2 protein-coding genes and 1 pseudogene are annotated in these 15,454 nt (G+C 72.2%); all 3 read right to left on the bottom strand.

Features of this window, described 5'->3' with window-relative positions:
• Positions 1 to 24: 24 nt before the first annotated feature.
• On the bottom strand, positions 25 to 5,361 hold the full coding sequence (locus ACRXBZ_RS34145; protein WP_433884059.1) for a type I polyketide synthase: 5,337 nt from the start codon (positions 5,359 to 5,361) through the stop codon (positions 25 to 27).
• A 168-nt stretch (positions 5,362 to 5,529) separates the two neighbouring features.
• Positions 5,530 to 10,206, bottom strand: a complete 4,677-nt coding sequence (locus ACRXBZ_RS34140) for a type I polyketide synthase (RefSeq protein ID WP_433884058.1) — start codon at positions 10,204 to 10,206, stop codon at positions 5,530 to 5,532.
• A gap of 25 nt (positions 10,207 to 10,231) precedes the next feature.
• Positions 10,232 to 15,454, bottom strand: a pseudogene (locus ACRXBZ_RS34135) (type I polyketide synthase); the annotation flags it as partial.

The following is a 15,454-nucleotide window of genomic DNA, read 5'->3' as shown; positions in this document are numbered from 1 at the left end:
ACGCGATCGTTCGAGGTCGTCATCTCAGCTCCTCCCGCGGCCCAGTTCGCCGTCGAGGGCGAGCTGCACGAGGCCGTCCAGGTCAAGATCGTCGATGGCGTCGGGCTCCGCCGAGGGCTTCACCGCAAGGTCGTCGGACAGCGCGAGCAGGTCGTCGAGCAGCCCGGTGGCCCGGAGCCGCTCCAGCGGGATCGCGTGCACCCGGCGCAGCAGGTCCAGGTCGGCGTCCTCCGCCGCAGGTTCCGGGGCGGGCCGGTCCGCGCCGAGCTGGGTGCCCAGGTGGGCGGCCAGCGCGGCCGGGCTCGGGTGGTCGAACACCAGCGTCGCGGGCAGCCGCAGCCCGGTCGCCGTCGCGAGCCGGTTGCGCAGTTCGACGGCGGTCAGCGACTCGAAGCCCAGCTCCTGGAAGGAGCGGCCGGACCGGATCGAAGCCGACGAGGCGTGCCCGAGGACCGTCGCCACGTGGTGGCGGACCAGGTCGAGCAGCGCACGGTCGCGGTCGGCGGAGGTGAGACCGGCGAGCCGTTCGCGCAGGCCGCCGTCGTCGGCCGCTGCGCTGCGCGCGGTGCGGCGCCGGGAACCCCGGACCAGATCGCGCAACAGTGGGGGCACCGACTCGCCCGCGCGCAGCCGCGCCGGATCGAGGCGCACGGGTACGACCGCCGCGTGCTGCGCGGCTAGGGACGCGTCGAACAGCGCGAGCGCCTCGGCCGTGTCGAGCGGGACCATGCCCCCGTCGGTCATCCTGCCCACGTCGGTGTCCGTCAGGTGCCCGGTCATGCCGCTGCGCTCGGCCCAGAGCGCCCACGCCTGGGACACCGCGGGCCGGCCGAGCTCGTGGCGGTGGGCGGCGAACGCGTCGAGGAAGGCGTTGGCCGCGGCGTAGTTGGCCTGGCCCGCACTGCCGAAAGTGCCTGCTGCCGAGGAGAAGAGCACGAAGGCGCGCACGTCGTGATCACGGGTGGCCTCGTGCAGGTGCACCACCGCGTCCGCCTTCGGCCGCAGTGCGGTGTCCAGCCGCTCGGGTGTCATCGCGGTGACGACGCCGTCGTCGAGCGCCCCGGCGAGGTGCACCACGGCCAGCGGACCGGTCAGCCCGGCGACCAGGGCGTCGACCTGGGCGCGGTCGCCCACGTCGCAGCCGCTCACGCGCACCTCGGCGCCCAGGCCGCGCAGCTGCTCGGCGAGTTCGCCGACCGCGTCCGGGCGGCGGCAGGCGAGCACGAGGTCGCGCGCGCCGTGGGTGGTGACCAGGTGGCGGGCGACGAGCCCACCGAGCGTTCCACCCGCGCCGGTGAGCAGCACGGTGCCTTCGAGGTGGACCGGCTCGGCGGCGGGCACTCGGGCCAGTCGGGGGACGAGCACCTGCCCGCCGCGCACGGCCAGCTGGGGTTCGTCGGTGGCTGCGGCAGCGGGCAGGGCCGCGGCCCCGGAGTCGTCGAGGTCGAGCAGGACGAACCGGCCGGGGTGCTCGGTCTGCGCGGTCCGCAGCAGTCCCCATGCGGCAGCGGCACCGAGGTCGGCGGCCGGGTCCTCGGCGTCGGTGCGGACCGCGCCGCGGGTGGCGATCACCAAGCGCGCGTCGGCGAACCGCTCCTCTGACAGCCAGGTGTGGACCAGTTCCAGCGCCCTCCGGGCCCCGGTGTGCGCGGCCTCGGCCGGGTGCGCCGCCCCACCGGTCAGGCAGGTCACGACGACCGGCGGAACCTCCCCGGAATCGGCGGCCAGCTCGGCGAAGGTGGTCGTCCCGGCACCGGGCAGCGCCTCGGCGAGCCCGAACTCGTCGCCGACCACCGGCAGCCCGGTCGTCCCGACCGCCGGTACCGGTTCGGCGCGCCACGCCACCCGGAACAGCGGCCCGGTGCCGCGGGTGCGCAGCCCGCCGGGGGAGACCGGCCGCACGACCAGGGAGTCCACGGTCGCCAGCGGGGCGCCGGTGTCGTCGGCGAGCGCGATGGCCACGGCGTCCTCACCCGCGGGCGAGACGCGCACCCGGGCTGCGGTGGCGCCGGTGGCGTGCAGGGTGACCCCGGTCCAGGAGAAGGGCAGGTGCGGACGCTCGTCGCCGCCGGACGCCGGGCTCAGGGACAGCGCGTGCGAGGCCGCGTCGAGCAGGGCTGGGTGCAGGCCGTAGCCCTCGGCCCCGGCGATGTGGTCCGCAGGCAGCCGGACTTCGGCGAAGACGTCGTCGCCGCGGCGCCACGCCGCGCGCATGCCCTGGAACGCCGGGCCGTGGCCGTAACCGCGGTCGGCGAAGCCGGGGTAGAAGTCGGCGAGGTCGATCTCCTGGGCACCTGCCGGGGGCCAGGCCCTGCCGAGGTCGGCCGCGGCGCGGGCGGTCTCCTGCCCGGTGGGGTCGGCAACGCCGAGAAGGCCGGTGGCGTGCTCGGTCCACTCCGCGCCGTCCTCATCGAGTCGGGAGTGGACGGTCAGTCCTCGGGCCCCGGCGTCATCGGGCTCTCCCACCGCGACCCGCAGCAGCACTGCCCCGCGCTCGGGCAGCACCAGCGGGGCGGCCAGGGTCAGCTCATCGACGTGGTCGCAGCCGGCGAGGTCGGCGGCGTGCACGGCGAAGTCGACAAACGCGGTGCCGGGCAGCAGCACGGCGCCGTGCACGGAGTGCTCGGCCAGCCAGGGGTGGGTTCGCTGGGACAGCCGCCCGGTGAGCACCAGGCCCGCGCCGTCGGGGTGGTCGATCCGCGCACCCAGCAGCGGGTGGCCCGCCGGGGCAACTCCGGCCCCGTCCAGGTCGGCCCCGTCCGCGACCGGGAGCCGGTGGGACTGGCGCTGGAAGGGGTAGGTGGGCAGGTCGACGAGCCGACCGCCCTGGAGCAGCGGGGTGAAGTCAACATCGGCCCCGGCGACGTGCGCTTCCGCCGCGGAAAGCAGCATGCGATCGAGGTCACCGTCGTCGCGGCGCAAGGTACCCACCACGGCGGCGTCTTCGGCGGTCTGCTGGACACCCAACGTCAACACCGGATGCGCCGAGCACTCCACGAACAACCCACTACCCGACTCCACCAGCCGGGACACCGCTCGCTCGAACTCCACCGGCTCACGCAGATTCTGGAACCAGTAGTCGGCGTCGAGCTGGGCACCATCGATCCACTCACCTGTCACTGTGGACAGAAGTGGGACACGACCCGTCCGGGGCCGAACCGGAGCGAGCTCTTCGACCAGCGTTTCGCGCAGCCTGTCCACCTGGACCGAATGCGAAGCGTAATCCACCGGGATCCGGCGAGCCCGCACGTCCTGGGCCTCGCAAGCAGCGATCAACTCCTCCAGCGCCGCGGACTCACCCGACACCACCGTGACTGCGGGACCGTTCACAGCAGCAACCGAGGCCCGATCACTCCAGCCCGCAATGCGTTCCCGCACCCGGTCCACGGGCTCGGTGATCGAGACCATTCCCCCATCACCAGCCAGCACAGTCAGCGCACGGCTCCGCAGCGCGACGATCCGGGCGCCGTCCTCGACCGACAACGCACCCGACACCACCGCAGCCGCGATCTCACCCTGAGAATGCCCCACCACCACATCCGGCCTCACCCCAAACGACTCCCACACCGCAGCAAGCGAAACCATCACCGCCCACAACAACGACTGAACAACATCCACCCGGGACAAACCGGCCTCATCGCCCAACATCGCCCGCGGCGACCAATCGACGAACCGCTCAAGAGCCTCCGAGCACTCGGCGAACCGGGCAGCGAACACCGGAGAAGACTCCAGCAAGTCCGCGCCCATACCAACCCACTGCGAACCCTGACCGGGAAACACGAACACCGTCCTGCCCCGGTCGGCCGCCTCACCGACGACCACGTGAGGGCCGGGTGCGTCGTCGGCGAGGTGGGTGAGCCCTTCGACCAATGCCTCGCGGTCAGCACCGACGAGAACGGCGCGGTGGGTGAACGCGGACCGGGAGGCGACCAGCGAGTGGGCCACGTCGAGCGACGCGGGCGCCCCGTCCCCGGAGAGGTGCTCGACAAGCCGTGCCGCCTGCGCGCGCAGCGCGGCGCGGCTGCGGGCTGCCAGCAGCCAGGGCAGCGGGCCGGCGGTCGGCTGTTCGGTGGACTCCCCGGTGCCGGCCGGGACACTCTCCAGGATCACGTGCGCGTTGGTGCCGCTCACCCCGAACGAGGACACACCCGCACGCCGGGGCCGGTCCACCTCCGGCCACGGCCTCGCCTCGGTCAGCAACCGCACCGCTCCGGCGGACCAGTCCACGTGCGGCGTCGGCTCGTCGACGTGCAGGGTCGCGGGTAGCACGCCGTGCCGCAGCGCCAGGACCATCTTGATCACCCCGGCCACCCCGGACGCGGTCTGGGCGTGTCCGATATTGGACTTGATCGACCCCAGCCAGAGCGGCTCGGTGCGGTCCTGGCCGTAGGTCGCCAGCAATGCCTGGGCCTCGATCGGATCACCCAGCGTCGTACCGGTTCCGTGCGCCTCCACCGCGTCCACCTCGTGCGGGGAGAGCCGGGCGGCGGCCAGGGCTTGGTGGATCACGGCGCGCTGGGAGGGCCCGCTGGGCGCGGTCAGCCCGTTGGACGCGCCATCGGAGTTGACCGCGGACCCGCGCACCACCGCGAGCACCGGATGACCGTTGCGCCGGGCATCGGACAGCCGCTCCAGCACGACCAGCCCGACGCCCTCGGACAGCCCCATGCCGTCGGCGGCTGCGGCGAAAGCCTTGCACCGGCCGTCACGGGCCAGTCCGCGCTGGCGGCTGAAGCCGGTGAACGAGGCCGGGGTCGCCATGATCGCCACTCCGCCCGCCACGGCCAGCGTGCTCTCGCCCTGGCGCAGCGACTGGGCGGCCAGGTGCACCGCGGTCAACGACGAGGAGCAGGCGGTGTCCACTGTGATCGCAGGCCCCTGCAGGCCCAGGCAGTAGGAGATCCGGCCGGAGACCACGCTGGTGTTGCTCGCAGTCACGACGTACCCCTCGTACCCCTCCGGCGCACCGCGCAGCAGGGTCCCGTGGTCCTGGTAGTGGCAGCCGACGAACACGCCAGTGCGCGAACCCTCCAGTGACAGCGGGTCGATGCCGACGCGCTCCAGGCCCTCCCACGCGGCCTCCAGCAGCAGCCGCTGCTGCGGGTCGGTGGCAGCGGCCTCGCGGGGTGAGATGCCGAAGAACTCGGCGTCGAAGTGGTCGACGTCGGTGAGGAAACCGCCGTGCCGCACGTAGGTCCGGCCCGGCCGGTCCGGATCGGGGTCGTACAGCGCGTCGACGTCCCAGCCACGGTCGGTGGGGAACTCGCTGATCACGTCACCGCCCGCGGCCAGCAACTCCCACAGCTGCTCCGGGGTTTCAACACCGCCGGGGAACCGGCACGCCATGCCGACGATGGCCACCGGGTCCCGGTGGCGCTCCCGCTCCGCCGCGAGGTCGCGTCGCACGGACCGCAGTTCGGTGGTGACCCGCTTGAGGTAGTCGCGCAGCCGCGCCTCCTCCGATCCGGGTCGGTCGTGGGGCGCGTGCGCCCCAGTCGCATGGCTCTCACCCATCAGGTCCACCCTCATTCAGGCACCGCCGAGCTCGGCATCGATAAGGTCGAAGAACTCCTCGCCGGTGGCCCGGTCGAGGTCGTCACCCCCCGGCTGGTCGACGTGGTGCGCGGTGCGGTCGTCCCACCGCCACAGCAGCGCCCGCAGCCGGGCGGCCAGCCGGTCCCGGCGCTCGTCATCACCCGGGCCGAACAGCTCCCGCTCCAACCGGTCGACCTCGTCGCCGCCGGCCGCGGCCCGCTCGGGCGCGAGCCGGGAGCGGACGAAGCGGGCCAGCGCGGCCGGGGTGGGGTGGTCGAAGACCAGCGTGGCGGGCAGGGATCCGCCGACCACCCGGCGCAGCCGGTTGCGCAGCTCCACTGCGGTCAGCGAGTCGAACCCGGACTCCCGGAACGGACGCCGGGGGTCGACGGGATCCGGACCGTCGTGACCAAGCACCGCAGCTGCGTGCGTGCGCACCAGGGCCAGCACGATCCGCTCGGCCTCGTCGTCCGGCACCGCCGCCAGGCGAGCCGCCAGCCCGTCGTCGCCGGCCGGTGACGCCGCAGCCGAGCTGTCGAGCGAGCGCACGTCGGGCAGATCGGTCAGCAGCGGACGGGACCGGGTCGAGGTGAACACCGGGACGAACCGGGGCCAGTCGACGTCGGCGACCACGATGTTGGTCTCGTCGTCGTCGAGCACCTGCCCGAACGCGGCCAGGGCGAGCTCCTGGTCCATCAGCGGCAGACCGCGGGCGCGCAGCTCGTCGTTGTCGATGCCCTCGATCGTGCGATCGGCGTCCCACGGGTTGACCGCCCGCCAGACCCCCCAGGCGATGCTGGTGGCGGGCAGCCCGCGGGCCCTGCGGTGCTGGGCGAGCGCGTCCAGGCGGGCGTTGGCGGCGGCGTAGGCGGCGTGGTCACCGCTGCCCCAGACCCCGGCGATCGAGGAGAAGAGCACGAACACGTCCAGGTCGAACCCGGCGGTCAGCTCGTCCAGGGCGCGAGCACCGTCCACTTTGGCCGCGCAGACCTCGGCGTAGTCGGCAGTGCTGGTGCTCTCCAGCGATGCCAGGCCGATGTGCGCGGCGGCGTGCACCACGGCGCGCAGCGGCGCAGGGTCGTCGCGGAGGCTGTCGAGCAGGCCGGCCAGTGCGGACCGGTCGGCCACGTCGCATCGGACGATGGTCAGCCGCACGCCGAGTTCTGCGAGTTCGGCGGTCAGCTCGGCCGCGCCGGGCATGTCCGGCCCTCGTCTGCTGGGCAGCACGACGTGTGCGGCGCCGCTGCGGGCGAGCCAGCGCACCAGGTGCGGGCCGAGCACGCCGGTACCACCAGTGACCAGCACGGTGCCGCGAGGCTGCCACCGCCGGTCACCGCGCAGGATGCGGGGCGCGCGTGCCAGCCGAGCGGCGAGCAGTGTGCGGCCCCGCACGGCGAGTTGGTCCTCGCCGCCGGTGCCCGCGAGAGCGGCGGCGAGCGCTGCACCCGCCTCGGCGTCGAATTCGGCGGGCAGGTCGACCAGACCGCCCCAGCGCTCGGAGTGTTCAAGGCCGAGGACTCGGCCCATGCCCCAGATCCCGGCCTGCTCCGGCGCGGTGACCTGGTCGGCCGGTCCGGTACCGATCGCGCCACGGGTGGCGAGCCAGAGCGGGACCGTGCTGCCCGCGAGGCCCTGGACGAGGGAGAGGGTCGCCACCTCGCCCACGCCCAGTGCGGGGTGCTCGGGATGGGTCGTGGTGTCGATGCCGAGCAGGGAGAGGATTCCGGCGGCACCCTGGGCGGCCGCGGGCGCTTCCGCCGCGGTGACGGTCACCGGGTCGGCACCGTGCTCACGCAGGGCCGAGGCCACGGCGGCGACCAGGTCATCCGGGGTGTCGGTGACGACGAGCCAGCGGCCGGACAGGTCGCTGCGCGTGGTGGTGACCGGCCCCCAGCCGACCCGATAGCGGAGCGGGTCGATGGGGTCGGCTGCCCGGGCGGTGGCCGTCGGCTCCAGCCAGAACCGCTTGCGCTGGAAGGGGTAGGTGGGCAGGTCGACGAGCCGACCGCCCTGGAGCAGCGGGGTGAAGTCAACATCGGCCCCGGCGACGTGCGCTTCCGCCGCGGAAAGCAGCATGCGATCGAGGTCACCGTCGTCGCGGCGCAAGGTACCCACCACGGCGGCGTCTTCGGCGGTCTGCTGGACACCCAACGTCAACACCGGATGCGGCGAGCACTCCACGAACAGCCCACTGCCCGACTCCACCAGCCGGGACACCGCTCGCTCGAACTCCACCGGCTCACGCAGATTCTGGAACCAGTAGTCGGCGTCGAGCTGGGCACCATCGATCCACTCACCTGTCACTGTGGACAGAAGTGGGACACGACCCGTCCGGGGGCGAACCGGAGCGAGCTCTTCGACCAGCGTTTCGCGCAGCCTGTCCACCTGGACCGAATGCGAAGCGTAATCCACCGGGATCCGGCGAGCCCGCACGTCCTGGGCCTCGCAAGCAGCGATCAACTCCTCCAGCGCCGCGGACTCACCCGACACCACCGTGACTGCGGGACCGTTCACAGCAGCAACCGAGGCCCGATCACTCCAGCCCGCAATGCGTTCCCGCACCCGGTCCACGGGCTCGGTGATCGAGACCATTCCCCCATCACCAGCCAGCACAGTCAGCGCACGGCTCCGCAGCGCGACGATCCGGGCGCCGTCCTCGACCGACAACGCACCCGACACCACCGCAGCCGCGATCTCACCCTGAGAATGCCCCACCACCACATCCGGCCTCACCCCAAACGACTCCCACACCGCAGCAAGCGAGACCATCACCGCCCACAACAACGGCTGAACAACATCCACCCGGGACAAACCGGATTCATCGCCCAACATCGCCCGCGGCGACCAATCGACGAACCGCTCAAGAGCCTCCGAGCACTCGGCGAACCGGGCAGCGAACACCGGAGAAGACTCCAGCAAGTCCGCGCCCATACCAACCCACTGCGAACCCTGACCGGGAAACACGAACACCGTCCTGCCCAAGGGTTCAGCGGTGCCCTGGCGCAGTTCGGGGATCTCCCGGTCCTCGGCGAGGGCGGTCAGCGCGACGGACAGCCGGTCGAGGTCCCGGGTGACCACCACAGCGCGGTGCTCGAAAGTCGCACGGGTGTGGAGGAGCGTGCGCGCGACATCCGCGGTACGCGCGGGGTACGAGTCCAACCGTTCCCTCAGCCGAACAGCCTGCTCTCGCAACGCCTCCGGAGTGCGGGCCGAGAGCACCAGGGGCAGCACCGCGTCCGTCAGATCGTCCACTTCGGATTCATCCGAACCCTCGACGGCGGCGGGGTCGAACTCTTCTGCGGCTTCGAGGATGACATGCGCATTGGTCCCCGACACACCGAACGACGACACCCCAGCCCGACGCGGATGATCCGACACCGGCCACGCACAAGACTCCCCCACCACCTCAACCCCACCACCAGACCAATCAACCCGCGACGACACCTCACCCACATGCAACGACGCCGGCACCACCCCACACCGCATCGCCAACACCATCTTCATCACACCCGCAACACCCGCAGCAGCCTGCGCATGACCCACATTCGACTTCACCGACCCCAACAACAAAGCCGAACCACCACGCCCCCGCCCATACACCGACTGCAACGCGCGCACCTCAATCGGATCCCCCAACACCGTCCCCGTCCCATGCCCCTCCACCACATCCACCGATGCCGCCGACACACCCGCCACCGCCAACGCCCGCCGCACCACCCGCTCCTGCGACGGACCACTCGGCGCCGTCAAACCATTCGACGCACCATCCGAATTCACCGCAGAACCACGAACAACACCCAACACACGACGACCCAACCCCCGCGCCACCGACAACCGCTCCAACACCACAACACCCACACCCTCGGCGAGCCCGGTGCCATCGGCCGCGTCGGAGTAGGCGCGGCACCGGCCGTCGCGGGACAGGCCCTGCTGCCTGCTGAACTCGACCAGGAACCCGGGCGTGGACATGACGGTCACCCCGGCGACCAACGCCAGCGAGCAGTCACCCGCGCGCAGGGCCTGGCAGGCCAGGTGCAGCGCGACCAATGACGACGAGCACGCCGTATCCACACTCAGCGCAGGCCCCTCCAGCCCCAGCACGTACGCCACCCGGCCCGACGCGACGGACGCTGCGTTGCCGATGCCGAGGTAGCCCTCGACGCCTTTCGGCACCTCGCGCAGCAGTCCCGCGTAGTCGCTGCCGTTGCCACCCACGTACACACCGGTGCGGGTGCCGCGCAGCGAAGTCGGGTCGATGCCAGCGCGCTCGAACGCCTCCCACGACGTTTCCAGCAGCAGCCGGTGCTGCGGATCCATCGCCAACGCCTCGCGCGGCGAGATCCCGAAGAACTCCGCATCGAAATCCGCCGCCCCGTGGAGGTAGCCGCCGCCGCGGGCGTGGCAGGGGCCGGCATCGCCGTTCCCCGCGAGCGCGGCGAGGTCCCAGCCCCGGTCGGTCGGGAAGCCGCCGACCGCGTCGCCGCCCTCGGCGAGCAGCTGCCACAGCTTGTCGGGGTCGTCGATGCCGCCGGGGAAGCGGCACCCCATGCCGACGATCGCGATGGGCTCGCTGGCCCGGCGCTCGTGCTCGCGCAGGGTGGTGCGCGCCTGGTCCAGGTCGGCGGTGACCCGCCGGAGGTAGTCGCGGAGCCGGTCCTCATTGGCCATCAGAACCTCCCGGTGCAGTCGTCGTGGGTCACGCAGGACCGAGCTTGCTGTCGATGTAGGCGAAGAGTTCGTCGTCGTCCCCGGTCGGCATCCCGTCGTCGCCGGGATCGCCGGGTTCCCCGGCCCACTCGGCGAGCAGGGCACGCATCCGGGCGGTGACGTCAGCCCGTTCGTCCGGGCTCAGCGCGGTCGCGGCCAGCTCCTCGGCGAGCCGGTCGATGCGGTCGAACACCGCCGCTGCCCCGTCTGCCTCTTCCCCGAACAGCGCAGCGTGCAGGTGCGCGGCGAGCGCCGCGGCGCTCGGGTGGTCGAACGCCAGGGTCGGCGGCAGGCGCAGCCCGGTAGCCGCGACGAGCCGGTTGCGCAGCTCCACAGCGGTGAGCGAGTCGAAACCGAGTTCCCGCAGCGGCCGGTCCTCGGGCACCTTGCGGGCGGAGCCGTGTCCGAGGACGGTCGCCACGTGCCCGCGCACCAGGTCGAGCAGCGCACCCGGTTCGGCCAGGTCCGCCGGGGGCCGCCCGTCGTCAATCCCGCCCACGGCCGCACGCCGCACCGGGGCGCGGACCAGACCGGCCAGCAGCGGGGCGAGCTCAGGACCGCCCTCCCGCAGCGCGGCGAAGTCCAGCCGCATCGGCAGCACGGTCGGGGCTTCGCAGGCCAGGGCCGAGTCGAACAGCGCCAGACCGTCCTGCTCGCTCAGGGCTGAGACGCCCGCGCGGACCATGCGGTCGACCGCGGTGTTCGCGAGCCGGCCCGCGATGCCCCCGGTGTCGGCCCACAGGCCCCAGGCCAGCGACCGGGCCGGCAGGCCGCGGGACCGCCGGGCGGCAGCGAAGGCGTCGAGGTGCGCGTTAGCCGCGGCGTAGGCCGCCATGCCGGGGCCGCCGAGGGTCCCTGAGGCCGAGGAGAACAGTACGAATTCGGCGAGATCCGCGTCGGCGGTCACTTCGTCCAGCACCTGGGCGGCATCGGCCTTGGCGCGCAGCACGCGGTCCAGATCCGCGTCGGTCACGGCTGTGACGACACCGTCGGCGAGCACGGCGGCCGTGTGCACGACGGCGCGCAGCGGTCGCTCAGCTGGAATTCCGGCCAGCAGAACCGCCATCGCGTCCCGGTCGGCGGCATCGCAAGCGGCGATCGTGACTCCGGAACCCGCAGCGGTCAAGTCGTCCCGCAGCCGGTCGGCACCGGGAGCGTCCTCACCGCGGCGCGAGACGAACAGGACGTGTGCGACGCCGTGCGCGGTCACCAGGTGCCGGGCGACGAGACCGCCGAGTCCTGCGGGTGCCCCTGTCACCAGAACGGTTCCGTCACTCGGGAACGTTCCCGCCGAGCTGCCCGCCGACACCGCCGTCAGGCGGGGCACGAGCACCTTGCCCGCACGCAGCGCCAGTTGGGGCTCGCCGGTGCCGATCGCGGCGGTGAGAGCACGCTCGGACGCCGGGTCGTCGTCCACGTCGACGAGCAGGACCCGGCCGAGGTGCTCGCGCTGCGCGGACCGGACCAGCCCCCACACCGCTGCGGTCGCCGGGTCGGGGTCGTCGGTGGCCACAGCGCCCCGGGTGCGCACCACGAGCAGTCCGTCGTCGCGGGTGAGCGCGTCCCGCAGCGCCTCCAGCACGCGGCCGAGCGGGGCGCGGGGGTCGCCCGGGGTGGGGTCGCAGCGCAGGTGCACGACATCGCCGGTCGGTTGCCCGCTGGCGAGCCCGCCGGGGAGGTCGATCCAATCGAGGCTGTACAGGCCGCCCGCTCGCACAACGCCCGTAGCGGGGGCCGGGCGGGAGACCAGCGACTCGACGGTGACCACGGGGGCACCCGCCAGGTCGGTGATCGACAAGCTCACGGTGTCCGCACCGCGCGGGGACACCCGCATCCGCACCGCAGTCGCTCCGGTGCCGTGCAGGCGGAACCCGTTCCAGGAGAAGGGCATGCGGGCCGTGGTGTCGCCGGCGAGCAGGGCAGTGGCTTGGGACGCGGCGTCGAGCAGCGCCGGGTGCACGCCGAACCCCTCTGCTGCGGCGGGGTCGGGCAGGGCCGCTTCGGCGAACAGGTAGTCGCCGTGCCGCCACACCGCGCGCAGGCATCGGAACGCCGGGCCGTAGTCCACGCCGAGGGCGGCGAGGTGATCCCACCAGCCGTCGAGGTCTACCGGGACCGCGCCGCTCGGGGGCCATTGCCCACCACCAGGAGTGTCCACACTGGACTTCGCCGGGCTGAGGGTGCCGGTGGCGTGCCGGATCCAGCCGCTGTCGTTGCGCGAGTGCACCGCGATGGAGCGAGCACCCGAAGGACTGGGGCCGCCGACGGTGACGTGCAGGCGAGCACCGCCGTGGTCGGGGATGGCCAGTGGCGCTTCGAGGGTGAGTTCGTCGACCTGGTCGCAGCCGACCAGGTCGCCCGCATGCACCGCGAGGTCGACGAAGGCGCCTGCCGGCAGCAGCGCGGTGCCGCGCACGACGTGGTCGGCCAGCCAGGGGTGGGTATCCAGGCTGAGCCGCCCGGTCAGCACCACCCCGTCGTCGTCGGCCCGCTCGACGACGGCGCCCAGCAGCGGGTGCGCTGCCGGATCGAGACCGCCCGCGTCGAGGTCGCCGACGGCGGAGCGGGCCGTCGGCCAGAACCGCTTGCGCTGGAAGGGGTAGGTGGGCAGGCCGACGAGCCGACCGCCCTGGAGCAGCGGGGTGAAGTCAACATCGGCCCCGGCGACATGGGCTTCCGCCGTGGAAAGCAGCACCCGGTCGAGATCACCGTCCCGGCGGCGCAACGTACTCACCACGACAGCGTCTTCGGCGGTCTGCTGAACACCCAACGTCAACACCGGATGCGCCGAGCACTCCACGAACAACCCACAACCCGACTCCACCAACCGGGACACCGCCCGCTCGAACTCCACCGGCTCACGCAGATTCCGGAACCAGTAGTCGGCGTCCAGATCGGACCCATCAGTCTCGGCACCGGACACTGTGGACATCAGCGGAACGCGACCAGCCTGGGGGCGGACCGACCCCAGGACGGCGAGCAGTTCGTCCCGCAGGCTCTCCACCTGGGCGGAGTGGGACGCGTAATCCACCGGGATCCGGCGAGCCCGCACATCGTCAGCCTCACAAGCAGCGATCAACTCCTCCAGCGCCGCCGGCTCACCCGACACCACCGTGACTGCGGGACCGTTCACCGCAGCAACCGAAACCCGATCACCCCAACCCGCAATGCGATCCCGCACCCGGTCAGCAGGTTCAGCGACCGAGACCATCCCCCCATCACCGGCCAGCACAGTCAGCGCACGGCTCCGCAGCGCGACGATCCGGGCGCCGTCCTCGACCGACAACGCACCCGACACCACCGCAGCCGCGATCTCACCCTGAGAATGCCCCACCACCACATCCGGCCTCACCCCAAACGACTCCCACACCGCAGCAAGCGAGACCATCACCGCCCACAACAACGACTGAACAACATCCACCCGAGACAGTCCGGATTCATCGCCCAACATCTCCACAGGCGACCAATCAACAAACCGCTCAAGAGCCGCCGAACACTCCGCAAACCGCTCAGCGAAAACCGACGAAGACCCCAGCAGATCAACCCCCATACCATCCCACTGCGAACCCTGACCAGGAAACACAAACACCGTCTTCCCCGTCTTGCGGGCTTTTCCGTGGACGACCTGCGGTGCGGGGACTCCCTCCGCCACCGCGCGGAGTCCATCGAGCATGGTGGCGCGGTCAGCGCCGACGACGACCGCGCGGTGTTCGAGCGCGGCCCGGCCGGTGTGCAGCGTGTGGGCGACGTCGACGGCTGCTCGCGGGGCGTGCTCGCACAGCCGCGCAGCCTGTTCCCGCAACGCCTCCGGGGTCCGGGCGGAGATCACCCAGGGCACCAGTCCGTCCACAGCGGACTCTCGAACTTCCGCTTCTTCTGCGGCTTCGAGGATGACATGCGCATTGGTCCCCGACACACCGAACGACGACACCCCAGCCCGACGCGGATGATCCGACACCGGCCACGCACAAGACTCCCCCACCACCTCAACCCCACCACCAGACCAATCAACCCGCGACGACACCTCACCCACATGCAACGACGCCGGCACCACCCCACACCGCATCGCCAACACCATCTTCATCACACCCGCAACACCCGCAGCAGCCTGCGCATGACCCACATTCGACTTCACCGACCCCAACAACAAAGCCGAACCACCACGCCCCCGCCCATACACCGACTGCAACGCGCGCACCTCAATCGGATCCCCCAACACCGTCCCCGTCCCATGCCCCTCCACCACATCCACCGATGCCGCCGACACACCCGCCACCGCCAACGCCCGCCGCACCACCCGCTCCTGCGACGGACCACTCGGCGCCGTCAAACCATTCGACGCACCATCCGAATTCACCGCAGAACCACGAACAACACCCAACACACGACGACCCAACCCCCGCGCCACCGACAACCGCTCCAACACCACAACACCCACACCCTCGGCCCAGCCGGTGCCATCGGCGGCATCCGCGAACGCCTTGCAGCGCCCGTCGGGGGCGAGGCCCTGCTGGCGGGTGAATTCCACGAACGTGCCAGGAGTGGCCATCACCGTCGCGCCGCCGGCCAGCGCCACGGTCGACTCGCCGCGGCGCAGCGACTGGCAGGCGAGGTGCAGCGCGACCAACGACGACGAGCACGCCGTATCCACACTCAGCGCAGGCCCCTCCAGCCCCAGCACGTACGCCACCCGGCCCGAGAGCACGCTGGCCGCGTTGCCGATGCCCGCGTACCCCTCCACGTCGTCGGGCACGTCCCGCAGCAGCTCGGGGTAGTCCCGCCCGTTGGTGCCCAGGAACACGCCGGTGCGGCTGCCGCGCAGCGAAGTCGGATCGATGCCCGCACGCTCCAACGCCTCCCACGACGTTTCCAGCAGCAGCCGGTGCTGCGGATCCATCGCCAACGCCTCGCGCGGCGAGATCCCGAAGAACTCCGCATCGAAATCCGCCGCCCCGTCCAGGAATCCACCCTCCTGCGCGACCGACCGCCCCGCGCCGGGAGCACCGGCCAGCGCGGCGAGGTCCCAGCCCCGATCGGTCGGGAACGGGCCGATCGCGTCGGTGCCCTCGGAGACCAACCGCCACAGGTCCTCGGGGGAGCGCACGCCGCCAGGGAACCGGCAGGCCATGCCGATGATCGCGATGGGCTCGCTGTCGGCCTCCTCGGCCTGCCGCAACCGCTCGCGAGTCGCCTGCAGGTCGGCGGTGACGCG

It is taken from the genome of Saccharopolyspora hattusasensis (genome assembly GCF_050972075.1).
Taxonomy (GTDB): domain Bacteria; phylum Actinomycetota; class Actinomycetes; order Mycobacteriales; family Pseudonocardiaceae; genus Saccharopolyspora; species Saccharopolyspora hattusasensis.
This window is presented reverse-complemented; position numbering and strand designations above follow the sequence as displayed.